This window comes from Pseudomonas sp. NPDC089741 (assembly GCF_044748825.1).
Lineage (GTDB): Bacteria > Pseudomonadota > Gammaproteobacteria > Pseudomonadales > Pseudomonadaceae > Aquipseudomonas > Aquipseudomonas helmanticensis.
In genome coordinates this window covers 14838-36665 of the sequence record NZ_JBIVGT010000027.1, presented here as the reverse complement: position 1 = coordinate 36665, position 21828 = coordinate 14838, and the positions used below count along the sequence as shown (strand labels likewise).

The 21828-nt window shown below is 60.1% G+C and carries 18 protein-coding genes; 3 read left to right on the top strand and 15 right to left on the bottom strand.

The genetic code is table 11. The annotated features are described in order from the left end of the window. Nucleotides 1-26: 26 nt before the first annotated feature. The 10 genes from ACIPZE_RS21685 to ACIPZE_RS21640 are packed head-to-tail and all read right to left on the bottom strand — an operon-like array spanning nucleotide 27 to nucleotide 14934. Nucleotides 27-533, bottom strand: a complete 507-nt coding sequence (locus ACIPZE_RS21685; RefSeq protein WP_400775183.1) for a hypothetical protein — start codon at nucleotides 531-533, stop codon at nucleotides 27-29. 4 nt (nucleotides 534-537) lie between these two features. After that, nucleotides 538-1269 carry a hypothetical protein gene (locus ACIPZE_RS21680; protein WP_283438361.1) on the bottom strand — a complete coding sequence of 244 codons (732 nt, stop codon included), beginning with the start codon at nucleotides 1267-1269 and terminating at the stop codon, nucleotides 538-540. 36 nt (nucleotides 1270-1305) lie between these two features. Then, nucleotides 1306-2850 (bottom strand): SUMF1/EgtB/PvdO family nonheme iron enzyme, encoded by a 1545-nt coding sequence (locus ACIPZE_RS21675; protein WP_400775180.1) that lies wholly within the window; start codon nucleotides 2848-2850, stop codon nucleotides 1306-1308. Then, a complete protein-coding gene (locus tag ACIPZE_RS21670; protein WP_129396055.1) occupies nucleotides 2840-4063 on the bottom strand; it encodes an ABC transporter permease in 1224 nt (407 codons plus the stop codon). Before ACIPZE_RS21670 ends, ACIPZE_RS21675 begins: the two co-directional genes overlap by 11 nt. Continuing rightward, a complete protein-coding gene (locus ACIPZE_RS21665) occupies nucleotides 4047-4763 on the bottom strand; it encodes an ABC transporter ATP-binding protein (protein WP_283438364.1) in 717 nt (238 codons plus the stop codon). The genes ACIPZE_RS21670 and ACIPZE_RS21665 overlap by 17 nt, the downstream gene beginning before the upstream one ends. 10 nt (nucleotides 4764-4773) lie before the next feature. Continuing rightward, nucleotides 4774-6765, bottom strand: coding sequence for a vWA domain-containing protein (locus ACIPZE_RS21660; RefSeq protein WP_283438365.1), 1992 nt, complete (start codon nucleotides 6763-6765; stop codon nucleotides 4774-4776). After that, the gene (locus ACIPZE_RS21655) at nucleotides 6765-7778 is read right to left on the bottom strand and encodes a hypothetical protein (protein ID WP_400775178.1); all 1014 of its coding nucleotides are present in this window, start codon (nucleotides 7776-7778) and stop codon (nucleotides 6765-6767) included. The genes ACIPZE_RS21660 and ACIPZE_RS21655 overlap by 1 nt, the downstream gene beginning before the upstream one ends. 3 nt (nucleotides 7779-7781) lie before the next feature. Next, nucleotides 7782-10496, bottom strand: coding sequence for a putative virulence factor (locus ACIPZE_RS21650; protein WP_400775175.1), 2715 nt, complete (start codon nucleotides 10494-10496; stop codon nucleotides 7782-7784). Beyond that, nucleotides 10493-13552: a virulence factor SrfB gene (locus ACIPZE_RS21645; protein ID WP_400775173.1), complete on the bottom strand. Its 3060-nt coding sequence runs from the start codon at nucleotides 13550-13552 to the stop codon at nucleotides 10493-10495. The genes ACIPZE_RS21650 and ACIPZE_RS21645 overlap by 4 nt, the downstream gene beginning before the upstream one ends. A gap of 17 nt (nucleotides 13553-13569) precedes the next feature. Next, nucleotides 13570-14934: an SrfA family protein gene (locus ACIPZE_RS21640; RefSeq protein ID WP_400775170.1), complete on the bottom strand. Its 1365-nt coding sequence runs from the start codon at nucleotides 14932-14934 to the stop codon at nucleotides 13570-13572. Nucleotides 14935-15201: 267 nt separating this feature from the next. Here ACIPZE_RS21640 and ACIPZE_RS21635 point away from each other — a divergent pair, with 267 nt between their 5' ends. After that, nucleotides 15202-16416, top strand: a complete 1215-nt coding sequence (locus ACIPZE_RS21635; RefSeq protein WP_400775167.1) for an aldose 1-epimerase family protein — start codon at nucleotides 15202-15204, stop codon at nucleotides 16414-16416. Here the strand turns inward: ACIPZE_RS21635 and ACIPZE_RS21630 are convergent. The 3 genes from ACIPZE_RS21630 to ACIPZE_RS21620 form a co-directional block, all read right to left on the bottom strand. Continuing rightward, nucleotides 16413-17906: a YifB family Mg chelatase-like AAA ATPase gene (locus ACIPZE_RS21630; protein ID WP_400775164.1), complete on the bottom strand. Its 1494-nt coding sequence runs from the start codon at nucleotides 17904-17906 to the stop codon at nucleotides 16413-16415. The two genes, ACIPZE_RS21635 and ACIPZE_RS21630, sit on opposite strands and share 4 nt — an antisense overlap. Nucleotides 17907-18077: 171 nt before the next feature. Further along, a complete protein-coding gene (locus tag ACIPZE_RS21625) occupies nucleotides 18078-18248 on the bottom strand; it encodes a hypothetical protein (protein WP_283438372.1) in 171 nt (56 codons plus the stop codon). Between the two features lie 34 nt (nucleotides 18249-18282). Then, entirely contained in the window at nucleotides 18283-18735 is a 453-nt protein-coding gene (locus tag ACIPZE_RS21620; protein WP_224794712.1) for an N-acetyltransferase, read from the bottom strand. 914 nt (nucleotides 18736-19649) lie between these two features. Between ACIPZE_RS21620 and ACIPZE_RS21615 the strand changes: the two genes are divergently transcribed. Next, the gene (locus ACIPZE_RS21615) at nucleotides 19650-19919 is read left to right on the top strand and encodes a HigA family addiction module antitoxin (protein WP_400775161.1); all 270 of its coding nucleotides are present in this window, start codon (nucleotides 19650-19652) and stop codon (nucleotides 19917-19919) included. Here the strand turns inward: ACIPZE_RS21615 and ACIPZE_RS21610 are convergent. Continuing rightward, complete coding sequence (locus tag ACIPZE_RS21610) at nucleotides 19914-20441, bottom strand: Bro-N domain-containing protein (RefSeq protein ID WP_400775159.1); 528 nt, start codon at nucleotides 20439-20441, stop codon at nucleotides 19914-19916. The two genes, ACIPZE_RS21615 and ACIPZE_RS21610, sit on opposite strands and share 6 nt — an antisense overlap. 359 nt (nucleotides 20442-20800) lie before the next feature. After that, nucleotides 20801-21061: an accessory factor UbiK family protein gene (locus tag ACIPZE_RS21605; RefSeq protein ID WP_008086041.1), complete on the bottom strand. Its 261-nt coding sequence runs from the start codon at nucleotides 21059-21061 to the stop codon at nucleotides 20801-20803. 413 nt (nucleotides 21062-21474) lie between these two features. Between ACIPZE_RS21605 and glnK the strand changes: the two genes are divergently transcribed. Continuing rightward, a complete protein-coding gene (gene glnK, locus ACIPZE_RS21600) occupies nucleotides 21475-21813 on the top strand; it encodes a P-II family nitrogen regulator (RefSeq protein WP_002555808.1) in 339 nt (112 codons plus the stop codon). Nucleotides 21814-21828: the final 15 nt, after the last annotated feature.

The following is a 21828-nucleotide window of genomic DNA, read 5'->3' as shown; positions in this document are numbered from 1 at the left end:
CGACGGGAGGCCTGCGGGGTGAAAAGTTACTCTTCGTAACCGAGACTGAACTGCAGTTGATTGACCTTCTTCTGCAGCGTTTTCAGCTGTTCCTGCTTGGCCGCCAGAGTCGCCGGTGAAGCCTTGGCGGTAGGGGCTGCCTGCGAGGCCTTGAGCTGCTGCTCCAGATCGGCAATCTGCTTCTGCACCGAGCCTTCATTACCGCGCCGGCCCTTGAGCGAGGTCAGCAGATTGCCCAGCGACTGGTTCAACTCAGCCTGGGATTTCTGCTGACTGGCCAGATCGGTTCTGGTGCTCAGTTGCTGGGCCTGAATGTTCTCGTAGACCTGGCGGAACATCGCGTTTTGCAGACGCGATTCGGTCAGTGCCTGCTCCTTCTGCTTGACCTGATCGCTGTAGCCACCGGAGTAGTCACAGTTCATCTTGGTCAGCATGCTGCTGTCGCGATTGGTCGAATCGCATTCGCCAGGCTTGGTCGCGCAACCGCTCAAGGCCAGGATGGCGGTGAGGACCGCCAGCTGTTTTAGCGTCATGTGCTTAACCCAGAGTGATCGCGGAGCGCTGGCTGTAAAGACCGTCGACTTCCTTTTGCAGGGCGGCGACTTTCTCGTTCATCTTCAGAATGTTCACGTCGACCTGCTTGATCTCGGCGCTGGCGCCTTGCGCGCGTTCGGCGTCGGCCACCTTGGTGTACTCGGTGACCTTGGTGCGCATGTTGCCGAGGTCTTTACGCAGGCGGGCGATGTTCTGGTCGATTTCGGCGATTTGCGCCTGCGCCTTGGTCTTGTCGACCTTCTTGCTGGCGATGTCCTTTTTGATCTGGGCGATGCGTGCCTGATCGTCGTTGATCACTTGTTGCGCGGTCGCGGTACGGGCCACCACGTTTTGCGTGTCTTGCTCGACATCGCTGTTCATCTTCGCCAGACGGGTGGTGGTGTCGGAGTATTCGCTGCGACGCTGATCCAGATAGTAGTTGGCGCCCATGGCCACGCCACACGCGGTGATACCGGCGGCGATCGCGCAAACAGCCTTGTTGCTGCTGTTGGACAGCGCGCAACCGAGGATACCGACGCCGGCACCGACGGCGCAGGCCTGATAACCGGATTTGCTGAAGAACTGCGCGTCACTGCCCTGGGTCAGGCGTGGGTCGGTGCCATCGCTGCCGCCGAGCATCGAACTGCCGGTATTGGCGCAACCGGTCAGCAGCAGGCTGCCGGTGAGTACGAAAGCGATTTGTAGCTTGAAGCGAGTCCAGAGGCTGCGCGACATGGTGAAGCTCCTTGATGACAGTGTTGTAGTGCGTTGTTATTGGGATACGGTTTTGCAGCTGTTGAGCCAGGCGTCGGTGTCGATCTTCTGCTTTTGCAGGAAGGTCTTCTGATTCGCCCAGTGCGTGCGCAAGTACGGTTTGAGATCTTGCAGCTGTTTGTTGCGGGTGATGATTTCTTCCATCACCGGCACCTGTGCTTCAAGCAACGGCTGGCCATACAACGTCGCCGATTCCACCAGGCTGCTGGCGTAGTAACGGCTGAGTTTGTGCAGGCGATCCTTCTGCTCCTCGAGCTTGGCTTTGCGCATGTCGCAACTGGCGTCCTTGTCGGCGGACTCGCAGTTGAGCTTGTAGTTTTTCTGCAGGAAATCCACGTACTGGCCGTCGTCGAGCATCTTGGTGCAAAGGAATGCGCCGAGGTTGAGGCTGGCGCGAATCGCCTGATCGCGGGTTTCTTCCTGCTGCTGATTACTCGCGCGCAGTTGGTTTTCCAGGGCCTGGAGTTTTTCCTTGAGGGCTTTGTCTTCGACGCCCGAGGCCAGCGTATTGAGGGACTGCACCGCGCCTTTATCGGCCGATTCGGTTTCTTTGCTGCCGGTACCGAGTTTCTTCCAGCTGCTTTCGATACTGGCGACGCGCTCACGCGAGGTCAGGGTCGGAGAGACCATGACCAGGCGCAGGCCGGTGGTCTTGTTTTTCACCTGGCCGTCGGCGTTGTAATACGGCTCTTCCTTGCGCAACGCGGTGCGCAGGTCAGCCTGGGCGGTCAGGTAATTGCCGCCGCGCACGACATAACCGCCGGCCTGGCCGTGCTGACGATCGAGTTTGTTCAGGCGAAACGGCTCGAACATCATTTCGTCGACGTTGCCGAGCATGTCATGCAGGCCCAAGGGGTTGGGTTTTTGCAGACCGGTCAGTTGCAGCTTGCCGTTCGACGATTGCGCCCCGGCGAACCACTCGTAGGCGTTGATGCCATCGGGCATCGGATAGCGTGTGTCGCGAAACTCCGCCGCACCGACTTCCAGCCCGCCACGTGCGGCGAACTCCCACTCGACCTCGGTCGGCAGGCGCAGGAAACCCAGCGCGCCGTCTTCTTTCGGCAACTTGTCGGCGGCGTTCTTGCGCAGCCACAGGTTGTATTTGTCAGCGGCGTCGATGGCCTGCACCCAGCTCACGGCAACTTGCGGCAGGCGCATTTTGGTCGCGGCGGTCGGGCAGGTGTCATCGGTCAGCGCGGCGTATTGCAGCTGACTCATCTCGTACTTGGCCATCAGGTAGTAACGGGATTTGTCGCTCTTGCCGCCGGTAAAGCTGCCGGCGATGAAGGTCGGGCGAGTCTGTTCGACGTAACCGTATTCCGCGCCATCCTGGCCGATGTTGATCGGATAGTCATCCAGCGGGCCGGCGACCGGAATGAACACCTTGCGAAACACCATCGAGCCTTCGCAAGGCATCGGCAGAACCACGTCACTGGCCTCGGGCAGCGGGTTGTAATATTTCTCTTCCCAGCCCGCCGCCGAGGCGTCGAGCAGGTAGCCCAGGCTCAGGGGCAACAGCCAGCCAAAACGTTTATAGCTCACGCAGACTCTCCGCAGGTTGGATGCTGATGGCTCGCACGGCGCCGATCATGGCCACCAGTGCAGCGACCAGAAAGGTCAGGAGCAGGGCGGCAAGGCCATGCCAGAAAGTGATGTGACAAACGAACGTGCCGGTGGCCTGGCTGCTGCCGAGCAAGTAGTCGAACAAATGGCTACCGACCGCATAAAAAGCCAGCCCGCCGAGGTAACCGGCAAGGCTCAGCAGCAGCGCCTGGACAATCACGAAACCGCCGACGGCCGCGCGCTGGAAACCCAGCAGGCGCAGTACCGCGAGGCTTTTGCGCTTGCGGTCGATGTTGGCCAGAAACGCCCCGACCATCGACGCCACGCAGCCGATCAGCGCCGCCAGGGCAATCACGCCGAAGATCAACCCGAGCACATGATTGATGGCTTTGACGTTGTCGATGTCGGCCAGTCGGCTCGAGGTTTCGATGTGTTGTTCGTTGAGCCAGCGTTCCAGCGGCGCGACCTGATCGATGTCACGCGCATACACGCGGGCTCGGGCATACAGCGGTTGCAGATTGCCTTGCGGCTTGCCGGTGGCGATGCCGAACGCCGCGACCTGATAGCCGTCGCGAAAACGTTCGAGGTCCAGCAGCAGCGGCGGTGCGACAAACCCGGCGGCGCGACCGAAGCGTGCGCCGTCCAGTACAGCGATGACGCTCAAGGTGATTTCGCCGCGCTCATTGGCGCCTTCCAGTCGGCGCAGCACGCGCAGTTGCACGCGGTCGCCGGCCTTGGCCTGCAAGCGTTGCGCGGCGCGGGCGCTGAGGATCACTTGATTGCCGACCGGGTTGAGTTGCGGCAGATTCAGCTGCGGGTCGCCAGGTTCAGTGGCGATGATTTCCGCGCCTTCGACAAACTTTTGCAGGCCGACAAACAAGTCCGCCTGAGTATTCAGCGAGCGGGTCTGACCGAGGGCAAAAGCCGTTTCCGGGCGCTGGCGCAGACGCTCGATCCAGGCACTGTCGTAGTTGCCGTTGCTAAGCATCTTCACTTCAAGATTGCGTGGGTCGCGCAGCAGTTCATCCTGCAACTGGCTGACCACGCCGTGCTTGAGCCCGAACAACAACAGCAACGGCGCGATCACCGCCACCAGAGAGGCGGCAATGCACAGCGACACCTTGCGGTCGTGCCAGAGGTCTTGCACAGCCAGCGTGATCAGCAGGCGCAGGCGCTCAGTCCATCGGTTCAAACAGTGTTTCTCCCTGACGGCTGATGGCGCCGAGTCGTGGCAAGCCGAAATCCTTGAGCAAGGCCCAGTCATGCGAGACCACCAGCGCGCTCAGGCCCATGCTCGATACCAGACTCAGCAACAATTCGAACAAACGTCGCGCGCTGTGCGGGTCGAGAGCCGCAGTAGGCTCGTCGGCCAACAGCAGCAGCGGTTCATGGGCAATTGCCCGCACACAGGCGACCCGCTGACGCTCGCCGATCGACAAGGCTTGCGGCTTCTTATCCAGCAAGCCTTGCAGGCGCAGCACCTCGACCGCGTGATCGACGTGAGCGCTGTGCGCCGGCATCCCGAGCAAGCGTCGTGGCAGGCTGATGTTGTCGCGCACACTGAGAAACGGCAGCAGCCCGCCACTTTGCAAAATGAAACCCAAATCCCGCGAGCGCACCGCCGCCAGACTCGCTTGGTCATCGCTGGCCAGCAGTTGGGCAATGTCCTGCGCCGGTCGCGTTGCCGAGGCCGGCGGGCCGAGGCGAAAGCGTTCGAGCTCGACCGGCGCCAGTAACAGGCCGATGGCTTCGAGCAGCGTGCTTTTGCCGCTGCCGCTCTCGCCAGTAATAGCGAGGATTTCCCCGCCACCGACATGCAATTGCGGCAGGCGCACGTGATGCGCCAGTGCGCCCTCACCGCGGCGCACCAGCAGGTTTTTGATATCGAGCATCAGCGTCTCGTTAAGGCATCATTTCCAGAGGCACGGGGTAAACGTTGTCCCGCGCATCGCTGTCCTTGGCCAATGCCACCCAACGGTCGACGTCAGCGTTGTAGCGCTGGTAGTGGCGCAGTTTGGTGTTGAGCGTGCGGATGAATTTCTCTTGCGCCAGACCGTCCCAGCTCTTCCAGGTCTCTTCGTCGAGGTTCAACACTTCGCTCTGGTAGGGCAGGTCTTCGAGGTACTCACCGAGCACGCCCATGTCCGCCAGTTTGGCGTTACCGTTCTGCTTGAGCTGATTAGGGTCGGCGCCCATGGTCGCGGCGACCGAGCGCAGGCGCTCGAACATTTCCGTCGGCGAAATCAGGCCTTCGTTGGCCGCATCGAGTATCTGCTTCATCACATCGCTCAAGTCGCTGAGCTGGGATTTGGTCAACAACACGCGTACGTCGGTGGTCGGGATGTTCTGTTTGATCAGGTCACGGTCGGTGATCCACGCCTTGAACACCGGCGGGGCCTTGCTGTTGGTCTTCTCGCCCAGATACGCCAGTTGCATGGCGTGGCCGATCAGCGCCGCATCGTCGAGCATCTTCTTCTCGGCGGGATCCTGTTTGGCATTCGCCGCGCTGCCGATGGCGTCTTCGCCCATGTAGGCGGCTTTCACCTGTGAGGTGATGGCCGCGGCCAGGGTGTCGACCTTGCGTCCGAACTCCTGGATGTCGCCAGCGTTGACCGGGTAGTACAGCGAAGTGTTGGTGCCCGGGTAAGTCGACAGGTTCTGGTACTGCGCCTCGGCCTTGGCGTGGTCTTTAATTCCTGCCGGCGTCTTCAGGTGCAGGGTGTAAATCGCCACGCCCGGATTGCCTGCTTCAAGACGCACCTGCGCAGCGCTCAAACCGGTTTTCGACAGTTTGTCGTCGCCTTCGATGGCGCCAGCATCGGTGATCAGCACCACGTAACGCGCGCCGAACTGGCTCCAGTCGACCTTGTCGATACTGTGCATGACGCCGGCGTAGGCATCTTCGTCGAAGCTGCTGCTGGAGACCTTGGCCTGCTTGAGGTCGGCGACTTTGGCGAGGAAGTCCGCGCTGTCTTTCACTTTGGTCGGGTCGGCGTACATCTTCGTGGTGTATTCCAGGCCCGGCACCGCATCAGTGCTGGAACGGAATGCGACCAGACCGAACTTGACCTGTTTGCCGAGGTTCTGCGATTCGATCTGCTGATAGACCTTGCGGATCGCCTCACGGGTGCGGTCGATGTACGGGTCCATCGAAATCGTCGAGTCGATGACAAACACCACCGCCGCACTGAATTCTTTCAGTTGGCTGGTGGCCTTGTCTTCGGCTTCCTTGCCGCCGGCCGTGCTGCCAGCAGCCGCACCTTTGGTGTCTTTTGCCTCGGCTTTGCTGACCGAGGCGACATTGAGCAGGCGCGTGCGGAAGCCCGCTTCGGTCATGACTTCTTCGCCGCTGAGCACGGGCAGCAGGTAGAACTGCTTTTGCAGGTCGACGAAGTATTCAGGTTCTTCGGCAAGTACGCCGGGTGCTTGCTTGCCTTTCTTCAGGGTGGCTCGCAGCGGAGCGACTTTGCTCACCGGATCCGGCGCATCGAGGATGCCTTCGACCGTGGCGCGCTCTTTGAAAAACAGCAGGCGGTCGCGGTTGGCCGGGTTGGTGAACGCCAGCGTCAGCTGCATTTTCCAGTCAGTGGTGCAACTGGCGGGCAGCCAGCCGATGGTTTTGCCGTAACTGTCGGGGCCGACTTTCAGCCACTCGGCGTTACTCGCCTGGGCGCGCTCGTAGACATAGAAACGGCTGAACACCGGTTGCTCGTCGCCGGCCGCGCCACCCGCCGTCGGGCTGATCTTGCAGCCCGGGGTGGTCAGCACGCGCTGGAACAAAGTCTTTTTGCCGGCCTGGATCAGCGGTTTTTCATCGGCCATTGCCAGCGGGCTGATGCACAGTGCGAGCAGCGCGGCACCGCTGAGCAGGAAGCGATTCATGGAGGTGCGCATCACTTCTGCAACTCCTCGAAACGCTGCTTGGCTTCGGCATTATTCGGGTCTTGCGTCAGGATCGTTTCGTACCAGTAAGCAGCGGTGGCGTTGTCCGCTGCCGGGAAGCAATCGCTGGCTTTCAGGTATTTCGGATCGTATTCATGGGCATAGGCGTTGGCGATCAGTGCATCACCGGCCTGGGCGCGGTTGGCGTACAGGCGCTGGGCGATGCCGCAATGTTTACCGGCCTTGGCCTCGTTGATGATCTCCAGCAGTTTGGCGCTGTCGGGAGCCGCCTTGATGCAGGTCTGGACGAACGTCAACTCGGGCAGGCTGTTCATGCTTTCCAGCGTGCAAGCATCGGCACTCGCCGGCGCTGTCGCGGCGACAGCCGGAGCGGCAGGCTCCGGAGCGCGCTTCATCAGCCAGAAAACCACGGCTGCAGCGATCAGCAGCAACACCACGATGAGCAGACCGATCAGACCTTTGTTGCTCTTCTTCACCGGCGCCGGTGGCGGGGTGTAGACGGGCTCAGGGATGATCGGCTCAGGTTCGACCGGCGCCTCGATCTCAGGCAGCACCAGCTCTGGCAACTCGGGGATTTCCGGCTCGGGCGCACTCGGCGCAGTCAGTTGTGCTGCGCCGTAAGTCGAGCGGGTCTCACCGCCGGCCGTGGACGGCAGCAAGCCGACACCCGGGCGGACTACGCCGACGTCGCTTTGCCCCGGGCCCTGCTCGCGCAATTCGATGCGAAATTGCGAACTGGCACCGCCTTCCAGCAACGGGTCGACAACTTCCGGGCCAACCTGGGCTTCCAGCGCTTCACCGCTGGCGGCAACGTCGAAACGCGACACCTGAAACCAGAACGGGTTGTTGCTCCAGACTTGTCCTTCCTGAAGATAGAAACTGTCCTGGTTACGCTGGATGGAAAATTCCAGCTGTTCCTCCGCCCCCTGCCATTTCTTGACGGTAAGGCAGGCCCGGCCAGGCACATTGGGCTCTAACGCGAGCAGGTCGACACGAATTGGCATTGCTTATCTCGCTGCGAAGGCGGTGAGCACTTGGCCCAGGCGTTCGTTCTGTTCAGGGGTGATTTCGCGACCGGCACCATGGCCGGCATTGTCCAGGGTGATGTAGGCCAGGCCCGAGAGCCAGTCGCCCAAAAACAGCTGCGCCTGGTTCGACGGTTGCGCCGGCAACACCGGAACCTGTCCCGGACCGATGTCGGCATAGAAGGAAAACAGTGGCGCCTTGGCACCGGCCCGGCTGTTCGGGCGTTCGCTCACCGGCTTCTGGATATAGCCGAACCAGGAGACGAAATCGCGCAGCACGCGTTGCACTTCCAGCACTTGGCGTTCGACCAGTTGATCGCGACGGGCGCCGCTTTGTGCACGCTTGAGTACAGCGCGGCTGAGTTGGCCGGGCAAGTCATGGCGGTAGCCGGCGGTGATCAATTCATCGACCACCGCTTCGAGCAAGGCTTTTTCCAGACCGAGCAGGTTGAGCAGGCTTTGTCGGGTGGTCAGTTCGCGCAGGTGGGCGATCCAGGCTTTGAAGGCCGCTTTGGCGAAGCGGTGTTCATTGCTTTGCAGTTCCGGCGCCGCGCCGCCGGTTTTGCTGCTGACGGGGGCGCTGTCCTGACCGAGGTCGCCACCGAAGTCGAAATCGAAACCGGCGTCGTTGCCGTACAGGCTCTGGCTTGGTGGCGTGCTGACCGGTTCATCGCTGGCGGCCGGTTCGTCATCGGTTTCGTAGACGCCGCTGAGGTATAGGTCGCGCACTTCTTCGCTGCGCATGTCGAGCTGATCGATCAACTCGCCAAGCACCGCCGGGCGTCGGCCCAGACCGGACAGAATCATCTGCGCCTGGGCTTTCTTGGCGGCGGCCGCACCGTCACCGTCGGCGTGATACCAAGTGCTGAGGCCATGGGTGGTCAGGCCGTCAAGGCATTGGTCGAGCTGCTCGCGGATGCGTTGCAGCTTGAATTCAATATTGGCCACTTTGGTGAAACTGCTGCTGAAATAACTGATACCACCGTCATCATCTTTCAGCATTTCCGTCCAGGCTTCGGCCGGATTGGCGACGTGTTTGCACACCAGTGCGTTGCTGGCGAAGCTGCTGCCCAACGCTTCGACGCGGCTTTGATAATTACTGTTGAGGCCGGTTTCGGCGCCACTGGCGTCCTGCATGATGAACGCCGCGTCCATCCGCGGCTTGCGCACCAGGAAGGTGTTCTGGAACGGCGTGCCAGCCCAGTCGTTCATCCAGCTGAGGCTGCCGAAACGTTCGAGCATGGTCAGCTTGACCATGCCGTTCCAGCTTTCGTCGTATTGATCGGCGGTCAGGCTCAGCGAGTTGGTCACCCGCAGGTCGAGCATGGTCAGTGCCCAGATCAGTCCGTTCGCGCGTTTGCTGCGCTCGGCGGCATCGGCGCCCTGGGTTTTTTCGATCCAGCGCGTCAGCACCGGGCCGACGTCGTTGACGTCACTCTGTTTGGTCGAGCCGGTGCAGACCACCAGCGCGTTCATTTCCTGATTGTCGGTGTAGCGTTCGAACAGGTAAGCGACCTTGCCGCGCAGGATCAATTGCGAGACCGAGTTGTCCTTGGTCGCCGATTCCGGGTCGCTGGAATCGGCAATCTCGTGAAGCTTCTTGCGTCCGCGATAACCGGGGAAGTCGAGCAGGTCGACCTGATTGACGATGTCGTCGGCCGGTGGCTCGATCAGGCCGAAGGTCATCTCGGCGGTCAATGCCGCCAGTTGCGCAACCGGAATGCCCTGGCTGTTTTGCAGGCGGCCGGCGACTTGCGGGCGCACGTCGACCGGCAAATCCGCCGGGCTGCCGAAACGCTCGAGAATGTCGACGTTCATGATGCTGTCGCGCTGGCTGTAGGTGTCGTTCTCGAACGTCACCAAGGCTTTCAGCGGGGCGAACACGGTCTCGGGCAGGCCGAGTTTGTGCAGCGCGCCGGCCAGCTGTTGATACACGCGGGTCAGCTCGCGTTGCTCGCCCCAGAGGATGGCGAACAGTTCGGCACGTTCCTGATAGTTCAGGCGTGGCGCCAGTTGCAGCGCTTTCGGCCAGTACAGGTGTTCGAGTTTTTTCACCGAATTGCGGAAGTTGTCGCGCAGGTAATCCCACAGCGACACCAGATCGTCGGCGTTGACACCCGGTTGCAGCGGCCCGTTCTCGCGGCCTTCAAACGGCTTAAGGACGCGCTGGATACGTTCTTCGTCGATCTCGTAGGAAATCCGCTCAAGGTCGAAGTCCTTGAACCAGGAGTTGGCGAGAATCTTCGCCAGCTCGATTTCCTTGAACAGCGTCAGCTCCACCGGGAACTGCGGGTCCTGGCTCGGCGTAGCGCGACGGCTGAAGCGCGTCACCAGGCCCGTGGCTTCCTTGCCGCCACCAACCGGGTTGATGTGCCGAATGAAGTCCAGGCGCTGGCCACCGTAATCGGTTTCCAGTTTGCCGTTCTGACCGGCCGCCAACGCCGAAATCAGATAGGACTTGCCGGCCTGGGACAAACCGAAAAAGCCGATGGTCATCGGCGTGCAGGCCACGCGACCGAGGCTGTGAGCCAGGTTGCGGGCACGATGCAGGCGGATGTTCAGGTTGTCGGCTTCGCTGTCCAGACGCGGTGCGTTGCCGCGCGTCTGGTCAATCCAGTCCAGTGCCTGACCGGCACCTTCATAAACCGCAGCCCATTGGGCAGAGAGCTGGCGTTGCTCGGGGGTCAGGTCGTTCATTTGCGTTTCACACTTCCACTGTCGAGCCAGTACTTGGTCTCGCTCAGGCCGGCATCGAGCATGGTGTTGAGTTCCAGCTCGAGGTCGCTGCGCGGGTTGAAGCTGACGTTGTTGCTGTTGGATTCAATGGCGCGCACCGAGAGACGGTCGCTGACCAGGTCCTGTTTTTTCGTGTACTGGTCGGCGGTTTTCACCTCGAACCGCACCTTGAGCAGCGGTGCGCTACCGTTTTCACCGACTGCGCGGGAGAACTTTTCTCGCCCGCTCTTGGTGAAACGCAAGGTGTACAGCGGCGAGGCCGACCAGCGATCAGCCGCCAATTGGCGGAAGCCGAGACGCAGGTCGCCGCGCATTTCCAGCTGCGGCGTATCGGCGTCATCGCCTACGCCGATCTCCGGCAGCTTGATCTTGTAGTCTTCGGACTGGATGTCGCGGTACAGCACGTCGGCATCCTTGATCACGTTGTTCAGGTCGATCACGCCGATATGCTTGACCGTCGAATACGGTTTCAGCGCCGAAGAGCGGAAGTAGAAGTTCGGCACGCTGTGGTTGGCGCACAGCAGGCACAGCATGGCGCCGACCGAAGCGGTACTTTTCGGATCGTCGATGCGGCCGTTCTTGTGGAACGGGTACCAGCCGCCGGTGCGGTAATTCTGCAGGGCCAGAATGCGCCCCGGTGGCAGCGGCAAGACTTTGCGGATAAACGCCTGGATGCCCGGCAGGCGCGATGGCCGACCAGTCAGCAACAGCACGTCGCACGGGTACTGCGCGACCACTTCACACAGTGCACCGAGAATCTTGGTGATGTTGATCTGGTCATTGAGGAACGCGGCGTGAAGCTTTTGCAGATCGAAGCTGATCTGCGCTGCGTACAGATCGAAATCGCTTTGCCCGCCAACGTCACGGCGCACGGCAGCGTTGACGTATTCGAGCACGGTCTGGCTGATCGCGTTGTCGCCGAGTAACTGTCGATAGCTCTGCGGCGTGACTTCCTGCGGGACTTGCGGATCGTAGGCCTCGTAGGCCTTGAGCAGCGCCAGGCCGAGGGGCGAGAACACTTGCAGGTTCAGTTGCTGGCGCAGGATCACGTCCTGCGCGCTGACCGACTCATCGCCACACAACCGCGACATCAGTGAGTCCGGCGCCTTCACACCGGCGTTCTGCAGGGCTTTTTCGAAACTCGGCAGAATGAAGTCCTGGATCACGTCGAGCAGAATGTCATCGCCGGCCACTTTGAAACCGTCGCGGAAACGCTGCTCGGGAACGATGTGCACGTTGCTGCCGCTGCCGGTATTGCCGGCGCGGTCGAGGCGGTAATCGGTGATGACCAGATCGGTGGTGCCGCCGCCGATATCGATGGTCGCCAGCGTGATGCGTTCGCGGTCGGTCTTGTCAGGCCGGGCAATGGTGTCGAAAAACTCTTCCGGGTGACCGGCAAAGTTCTCGTTGACCTCGGTGTACAGGTAGACCAACTGGCCGCAGGACGCTTCGTCCCATTCGACGCGGATGCTCGGGATCGGCGTGCGCGGGCTGGCGCCTTCTTTTTCGTGCGGATCGTCTTCGCCAGCGTGCCAGCCGAGGCTTTTCCACACCAGGCCGATGGCTTGCAGCATGCGCTCGTTGAGAATGCTGCGCTCCGCCTGGGGCATTCCCGGCGGCACGGTCAGGGTGATGCTGTTGAGCTGACGCGGTGAGCGCGTGTGGCCCTGACGCGAACGTTGCGCCGGGCTGTTGATCTGCGACAGCGCCTGCGCCAGGACTTCGGCGAGCATGAAGGTCATCAGCGAGCTGCGCGAATAGCGCGGCATGAACACCGGTAAACGATCATCTTCGTCGAGGCTGTAGAGCGCCTCGCCGGTTTCGTTGATCAGGTGCGAAAACGGTGCGGCGGTAGCGTAGGGCTCGTTGTCGGTCTTGACGTACGAGCAGTTGAAACGCCAGCCCGGCGCGTAGGCCTTCTCGTCCCACAGATAACGTTTCGGACTCGACAGCCCCGTCGAGCCTTCGGTGCCGCGACGACGGCTGGCCAGACGCCCGGCCTCGTTACCGACACGGGCGATCGTCGCCCACTGGAACGCATCGTGCCGACCACTTTTGACCGAGCAATGGTCCTTGCCGAAGTTCGCCTGAGCGAACTCGACGCGGCTTTCGAACGGCTGATTGTAGGTGTGCTCAGGGGTGATCAGATCGCGCAGTTCCAGCACGTAATTGTGCTTGAGCCCGGAGCCGGCCTGGCCGTGGTTTTCGATGAGGATGCCGCAGGTGCGCGAGTTGCCGACGTCGAGCACCAGGTCGACCAGGATCGGTTGACCGTTGCTGTCATTGGCAACGACTTTGAGTTCAGGAATGTCGACTTTCGGCCGCGCTGTCGACTGCATCGCCGTTGACGGCTTACCCAGCAGGCTCAGCACGTTGAGGTAATGCGCGAGGTGATGGCTGGCGCGAATGTCGATGTCGAGTTCTTCACGCGAACGATGGCTGTTGCCCTCGTTGAACAATTCCAGCAGCCATTCATTGACCCACGGCTGAGCGAGGAACCAGCGGGTTTCGCTGGCCTTGGTCGCCAGTTTGAAAGACACGCCGGAGCTGATGTCTTCTTCGTTTGGCGCCAGGTAAGCGGTGCCGTCACGCTTGGGCATCACGCGGCTGTCGAAGGCCATCGTCAGGCGATGCGTGTTGCCATCGATGTCGGGCGTGGCCAGTTTGACCAGGCGCATGCGCGACCAGTTGCTCGGACCTTCATCGAAGCGGTGCGGCGGCATGAAGCGGAAAAACGGGATCGGCAGCCAGACACCGTTGAGCAGGTCGAGGCTGCTTTTCATGTCGAGGCTGAACGCCGGTTTGGCCTTCTCGATCTTTTCCGGTTCGGGCTCGTAGAAGTAGAAGTCTTTCTCTTCGTTGTACATCAGCCGGCAGACCAGCCCGCTGATCATCGGAGCGAACTCGCCCGCCGGCTCCTTGCGGGGATCCAGGCGCAGGGCGAAATCCATGAACTGGATGCCGGTGTCGCTGACGAGCGTGACGGTGTCTTCGAACTGGGTGACTTCAGGCAACATTTCGGGTTATTCCGTGCTTATTCGCCCATCTGCCGCATGGACATTGGGAATTGATCTTTGCCATAACCGCCAGTGCAGTCGGCGACGGTGGTCGCTCCCTTGCGGCAGTTGACCTTGGGCATGTCGTAGGTGCTGCCATCGCCGCAAACGGCCTGGCCCTGACTGTCGATGGCGAGGCTGCCGCCCTTCATGGAGGCAGCGACCGGGCCGCTGCACTTCGAACCATCGGCCTGATGCACCGTCACTTCACCCTTGCCGTCCTTGAACTGGTATTCGAGGCGTAACGGTTTGCCGGTGCGGCGGTCTTGAATGCCGGCGCCGGCGCGGTATTGGCCATCGAGGAAATCGGCCGCGCCATCCGCCGCGTTGGGCGGAATGCTCAGGGCCGGGCCGGCCTTGGCAGCGGCAGCCTTGTCAGCCTCGGCCGCTGGCGTGGCTGGCGGTGCAGTCGGGTTTTCGGCAGCGTTGGCAGGCGTTTCGGCGGTCGGGTCCTGGGTCACGCCGGCGTTTTCGGCAGCTGCTTCGTCACCTTCGAGTGCCGGTGCTTCTGCGCCTTGTGTACCGATCACCGCCGCGCCGGTATCGACGTTGGCGCCGGTGCCGGTGCCGGTAACCGGGATGCCATTAAGCGTGGTCGCGGTACCGACGGGCAGCGGTTCTACCTGCCGTTCGACGGGCACCACACCTTCAGGCAGCAGGTCGACGGCCACCAGTGGAATCGGTACGCAGCCGCGCAGACCGAGCAACAGCCACAACAGCAACAACAGGAGCGGCAGCAGTAACAGCCACCACCAGCGTCGCCACCATGGACGCGTCACGACAGGAATCACCGGCGCGAGCGGTGCCGCGACAGGTGCTGGCGTTTCCGCAGGCAAAGTGAAAACCGGGGGAACCTGATACAGGCAGTGCAGCGGATCACGATTGCGATCCGCGCCGGCGTGCTCGAAACCCCAAAAGGTCAGCACGGGTTTGCCTTGCACCAGGTAGACGAAGTTTTCGTCGGGGAAATGGATGACGCGCTTGAGCAGCTTGCCGAACACGGCTTTGTCGCCCTGCTGCGGTTCGTCCGAGTCGGTGCCGAGGAAACGCTGGCTCAATTCTTCGAGCGCAGTTTTCAGCGCTTCAAGTTGCCGACGAGCAGGTGCGCGCTCTTCTTCGGTCGCGCTGCTCCACGGGATTACATCGCCGTCGAGGCCGCTGTACCAGTCGATCTGGTTGCCGAGTTCGTCGCTTTGAGGGATGGCCAGGTGATCGACCAGGTCGGGATTCTTGCGGCGAATCGCTTCGCGCAATTGCAGAGCCGCCCGGTAAACCGGTTGACCTGTTTCGCCCAATGCTGTGAATGACCCGCTCTTGCCGCTGCGTAATAGTGCCCCGCGCATCCATACTCCATATGTTCCGTTGCGCAATGACAGGCGCAAATGCCTGTGCCTTGCTCCTGCATTTAGCTGGCGACCTTAATGTCATTATGATGTCGCCGTCAATCAGCCGATAGGCCAAAACCGAACGAGGCTAGCTGAAGAACGCGCGCCTCGCTCGGGATTAATTCGTCACTCACCAAAGAGCCGCCTGGATCTGGTTTATTTACGCTTGCTGAAACGATTCATCAGCGCTATAAAAAACCTACAACTCCAATAAAAGGCACGCTCATGAATTCGCTCAAACTCGCTATTGCCCTCGCCACGATGGCGGCAGCTTCCCAAGCCATGGCTTGGGATTACGTCCTGCTCGACACCGACAAGCCTGCGCAAAACTGGAGCATTACCAGTGAGCAACTGGGCATCAAAACCGACAAAGCCTTCTCCGTGACCCTGCGCACCCTGCATGGCGGTCGGCAGGAAGGTGTGAGCATTGTTGATATCGATAACGGCGTGATGAAGCTCTCGGTGGTGCCGACTCGCGGCATGAATGTCTTGCAGGCAACGGTCGGCGCTGTGCGCATGGGCTGGGATTCGCCGGTCAAGGAAGTGGTCAATCCGGCCTTTATTGAACTCAATGGCCGTGGTGGTCTGGGCTGGCTGGAAGGCTTCAACGAAATGGTCACCCGCTGCGGTTACGAATGGGTTGGCCATCCGGGTATGGACAACGGTGAGCTGCTGACCCTGCACGGTCGCGCCGCGAACATTCCGGCGAGTAAAGTCAGCCTGCACATCGATGAGAAGCCGCCGTATGGCATCAGCCTGCGTGGCGAATTGAAAGAGCAGGCGTTCAAGAAGGTCGACTTCTCCGTCGCGACCGAACTGGTCACGGTGCCCGGCAGCACCGCGTTCGCGCTTAACGATACGCTGACCAACAATGGCGACTATCCGAAAGAATATCAGGCGCTGTATCACAGTAACTTCAGTACGCCGTTTCTTGAGCAAGGCGCGCGGTTTGCGGCACCGGTCAAACAGGTCTCGCCCTTTAACGACAAGGCCAAGGGCGAACTGGCCGACTGGCAGACGTATCGCGCGCCGACCAAGGACTACGACGAAACGGTTTACAACGTCGTGCCCTATGCGGACGCCAAGGGACAGACCCTGACCGTGCTGCATAACAAGGCGGGTAGCCTGGGGGTTTCTGTCGGCTTCAACACTCAACAGCTGCCGGTGTTTTCCCTGTGGAAAAACACCGATACCCAGGGGCAGGGCTACGTCACGGGGCTTGAGCCGGGGACCAGTTTTTCCTACAACCGTCGCTATCAGCGGCCGTTGAACCTGGTGCCGACCATCGCGCCGAAAGCCAGCCAGCAGTTCCAGATCAATTACAGCCTGTTGGCCGACAAAAACGCTGTGGATAACGCGTTGAAACGCGTCAGCGAAATTCAGGCCGGACGCGACACCGAAGTGCGGCAGACGCCGCTGGTGGATTTGACCGAGCATTAAGATGACGCCGGGCGGTATTGCAGTGCTTCGGCCAGATGCTCGCGGCTGATTGCATCGACTTGTTCCAGATCGGCCAGCGTGCGCGCGACCTTGAGCAAGCGATGCGCCGAGCGCAGCGACAAGGTCAGGCGCTCGCAGGCCGACTCCAACCAGGCTTCATCGACTGTGGATAACTTGCAGTACTGCTTCAAACCCGGCAGATCGAGAAACGCATTGGCACAGCCTTGGCGCTTTTGCTGGCGCTCCCGCGCCTCGGCCACCAATGCGGCAGCGCTGGCGCTGTCCTCGCCGGGCTTAATCGCAGGATTCAGCGCCGTGGCTTCCCGCGCCACTGTAAGGTGCAAATCGATCCGGTCCAGCAGCGGCCCCGACAGCTTGTTGCGATAGCGCTGCACCATGTCTGGTGTGCACGAGCACTTGCCGCTCGGCTCGCCCAGATATCCACAGGGGCAGGGGTTCATCGCTGCGACCAGTTGAAAGCGCGCGGGAAAACGCACGCGATCCTTGGCCCGGGCGATCACGATGAATCCCGACTCCAAAGGCTCCCGTAAAACCTCCAGAACCTTGCGATCAAACTCCGGCAACTCATCGAGAAACAGCACACCATGGTGGGCGAGGGTGATTTCGCCGGGTTGTGGTTTCGAGCTGCCACCAACGAGTGCCGGTCCGGAGGCGGAATGGTGCGGTTGACGGAAGGGACGCTGCGGCCAATGGGTCAGCGGCGCGCCACTGGCGACTGACTGAATCGCCGCCACCTCCAGTGCTTCACTTTCGGCCAGCGGCGGCAACAGCCCAGGCAGGCGACTCGCCAACAATGTCTTACCCGTCCCTGGTGGCCCGCTGAACAGCAAGTTATGGGCCCCCGCAGCAGCAATCAGTAACGCTCGTTTCGCCGCCACTTGCCCTTGCACTTCATTCAAGTCGGGATAAGGCTTGCTCGCGTGCATCAATCCATCGGATACATAGGGTTCAACCGGCGTATGACCATTGAAATGCGCCACCGCTTCGAGCAGATGATCCACCGCAAACACCTTCAGCCCCGACGCCAGGCACGCCTCTTCGGCATTCGCGCGCGGCACTACCAGCGCCCGTCCGGCCTTGCGCGCGGCAAGCGCCGCCGGCAACACCCCGCGTACCGGCCGCACTGCGCCGGACAACGCCAACTCGCCGAGGCACTCCACATCATCCAGCGTCAGACACGGCACCTGCACACTCGCCGACAGAATCCCCAAGGCAATTGCGAGATCAAAGCGCCCGCCATCCTTGGGCAGATCCGCCGGCGCCAGATTCAAGGTGATCCGCCGCGCCGGAAACTGCAGCCCGGAATTGATGATCGCACTGCGCACCCGGTCCTTGCTCTCCTTCACCGCCGCCTCGGGCAGCCCGACCATGGTCAGCGACGGCAGACCGTTGGCCAGATGGACTTCGACGGAGACAGCGGGGGCTTCCACGCCTATCTGGGCGCGGCTGTGGACGATGGAGAGGGACATGGTCGTTCCTTGAGCTGAATCGGGGGCCGCTTCCTGCGGGTACTTGAAGGGTAGTCTGGGGAGAGGGCGTTGGTCGGACAGTTTTAAGGGCGAACCTTCACTGGATGTTGCTGAAGGCTCTAATCCTCAGGCATAAAAAAACCGCCTGACAGGCGGTCATTTTTGCGGTACTCAGGTTCCACCACCGGCGAGCCAACCATCGGGCTCCATTTCCTTGCCATAGGTCGCGGCCACTTTCAGAAAATGCCGCTGACTGGCTGATACTCTGTCCGGCAAACCGAGTGCCTCGATACCCGGTTTGGAAACCCGTGCCGGTTGGGTTTTCTGCTTCTTCTGCTTCATAAACACCTCACGTGCCGGGATGCTTGATTCGATCTTATTGGTCGTCCAATGGAAAGACAAGGCGACCGGTTGTATCAAAATAAAATCCCAGCGTTTGATAGTAAGGGATGGCGCCTGAGTCTGGCTCTTGTACTTCGATTTGCGTGCACCCCAGCTTCCGGGCGTAGAACTCTGTTGTCAGCAATGCCATCGGAGCGATCCAGCCCCGCAAGGTATTTGTCTTGCAGGTGTGTCCCTGCAAAAGGACGATTTTCATGCAGATCGTGCTTCTTCGCGGCGTTGCGTAGCACAGTCCGCACAGTTCTTCTTCGTACCAGAACGCCAAGTCCAGCCCTTTTGCATCTTTGGTCTTCCAGTCCAAAACAGCGTCCCAGGGATACCCAACGGGGCCGGTCCACTGGTGGAACGCGTTGATTGCTACTGGAGTTATCGGATCGATCCTGAGTGATAGAGCATCAACTCCAGCTGCCAGGGCTTCTGGGTCCATGGACATTGTTTGATGTGCAAGTTTGCGCGATTCAGATTTGAGTGTCTGATTTCGAAGCTCGGTACCTTTGCCTTTTCTTCGCATCGTCTTGTTCTGTCGGGATCAATATGCAGACGATATCGAAGACATTGATGCTTACGTAATCAGACGTAGGGGACGGTCCTCGTAGGACTGGGCTTGCGTTAGTGAAGGACGTTGGAGATGGCCAGTTCAGGGTGTGAGAGGGCGGGGAGGCAATACTTTATACCGGTATGGATGAGGGTTTTGCGCTGCTCTCGATCGAAAATGAGCTTTGACTCCTGAGCGGTACTGAAGGATCCTCACGCTCGAGGACTGCAACTGCGCATTCGTCGGGACTGGGCACCAGTAAAAGCTCCCCCGCATTTTTGGCAGCAGAGAAAGCTGGTTTCTCTGAAGTAATGACGACGGGCTAGCCTGTCGGATTCTGAACCCAAGGCCGTAAAGTCGGGAGCTAAAGAATCGCTGCGACTACTCCTCCGAACAAAAAAAGGCGTCCTATGGACGCCTTTTTTATTTTTCACTCAGGACCTTCTACCGGCCAGCACGCCGCTTGGCTCAAGCGCTGGCCCACATGTAACAGCAACTTCAATAAATCGCCGTTGGTTGGCTGACATATTCCCAGTCAAACGGAGTGCTTCGAGGTGAAAATCAACAATCTGAAATAGCTTTTCCTTCCTCTTCTTATCCTTCACAGATACCTCCATCTTGATGGGCGTATTTCGTTTGCCAATGTAATGACATGCGTAAGGGCTGCGTAACTGGGCGCAGACGCTAATTTTTGTAGGGCCATGCCCTAATAGTTGTAGGACGCCGGCGAAACGGTTTTGATGGTCTTGTTTTCCTGAATCGGATGCTCCAGTTTGGCCACTCAAAACAGCCTCTGGAGGCGAAAAATGGACCGCAATGGTATGCGCCCGATTCATCCGGGCGAGGTTCTGAATAAGGAATTCATGGAGCCGTTGGGCATGACTGTCATGGATCTGGCCATGCCCACGAACTGGCCCGAAAGTAAGATCGAAAAGCTTGTGAAATGCCAGCTCGGGATCTGCGCCGATCTGGCAATCAGCCTTGCCACTCATCTCAACACTACGGCTGAGTTCTGGATGAATCTCCAAACGACTTACGATTTGCGCAGGGCCCAGCTCCGGCATGCGGGTTTATAGCGATTGCAGCATCCGTGAAGCCCTTTTCCACCATGGCCCCGTCATTGGGCGCTTGGTCTGTTCCCGTTCCACCATCATCAACGGCACATCCTGCAACCGTATCCACGGCTGATTATTCCAATGCAACAAACTCAACGTCATGTCCGGCCAACTGAGCAGGCTCAGGTGTGGACGTTCGCTTGTGGTGGGGTGTTGGGCGTCGCGCAGGGTAGGGATGACCTGGTGGGTGATCCATTCGCGCAGGGCTCGGTATTCGGGGCAGTAGTGGTAGACGAGGAGGGCGTAGATGCCGGATTCGCTGATCAGCAGGGTGTTTTCGATCTGGTTGTGGATCAGGGTTTTACGGGTTTGGTATTGGTCGGGGTCGAGTTTTCGCAGCATGCGTTCGTTGAGGTAGATGTGCAGCAGGCGACTGAGGTCTCGGGTGCAGAACCAGGGTTGGTTCTGGATGAGGAGGGCGTGGAGGGGGAGTTTGTGGCGGGTGAAGATGTGCGGGGTCAGATAAGTCTCTTCTTGATTCATTGAGCAGTTCCTCTTGCTTAAGGGGCTGCCCTCAATCGTCGCCAAACGATTGGGTGGCAGTTGTACGCGGGTTGGCGAACCGGAGCAAAAGGAACCCGGCAGACCCGAAGGTCTCCCACGCACAACCGCCATGAAACGATGTGGCGGTAAATGTAGCCGCCATCATGGTTGTCGTGCGCCTTAAGCTGTTCAGGTCGCCAAACCCGGTGCTGAGCAATCAGCATCGGGTGAGCTTAGAAACCTGGGCTTTTCGGCGCAATCGGACGGCGGTGGTGCAGGTTGTAGGACGTTGCCGGGATGGTTGAAGGACTGAGGATCAAAAGATCGCAGCCTTCGGTAGCTCCTACAGGGGGCGCGGATTATTCAGCGGGCGGTGTCAGCTTGGCTTCCATCTCGGCAACTTTAGCTTCAAGACTCTCAAGTCGAGCACGAGTGCGCGCCAACACAACCATCTGACTATCAAACTCTTCACGGCTGACCAGGTCGAGTTTGCTGAAGGCGCTTTGCAGCAGCATCTTGAACTGGCTTTCGATTTCGGCTTTCGGCAGCGGGGTGTCGCCGTTGAACAGGCGGGAGGCGGTGCCGCTCAGGGCGTCGAGGAAGTCTTTGGGCGCGAGCATGGTGGATGTCCTGGAAACAATGGCCGGCAGTGTATCACGCAGTGTCTATAGTCAATCTCGCGGTCAGGGATGCACGCTTTTCGCGCAGGTGGACGGACGGCGACGCACCGTTGTTGTGCGTATCCGCAGGGCCTTTTGCACGAGATGGCTTGCGGCAGCGGCCAAGGGATTGAAATCAGAGGTTTTTGGCGAGATGGCAAGCTTTCTGCTTAGTCACCTTCGACCCATGCACTGATGCAGTCGCTGTGACGAATGCAGTGCGGCAGACGAAGCGGGGAGTTTCGTCAGCAGCGGTTAGCTGGCGTCAGTCGGGCAGGTAAGGCCGACGATGCGTTACAAAGCCAGGCACTGCGCTTAGACTTGAGTCGGGTTTGTTTTCCTGGGGCAAGTCCACCAATTCGGGAGAGAGTTTCATGAAGCTAGTCACTGCCATCATCAAGCCGTTCAAGTTGGACGACGTGCGCGAGTCGCTGTCCGAAATCGGCGTGCAGGGCATTACCGTTACTGAAGTCAAAGGCTTCGGCCGGCAGAAGGGTCACACCGAGCTGTATCGCGGCGCGGAATATGTGGTCGATTTTCTGCCCAAGGTGAAAATCGACGTGGCCATCGACGACAAGGATCTGGATCGGGTTATCGAGGCGATAACCAAAGCGGCCAACACCGGCAAGATCGGTGACGGCAAGATCTTCGTGGTCAATCTGGAACAGGCGATTCGCATCCGTACCGGCGAAACCGATACCGACGCGATTTAACCGCCGCCACAAACC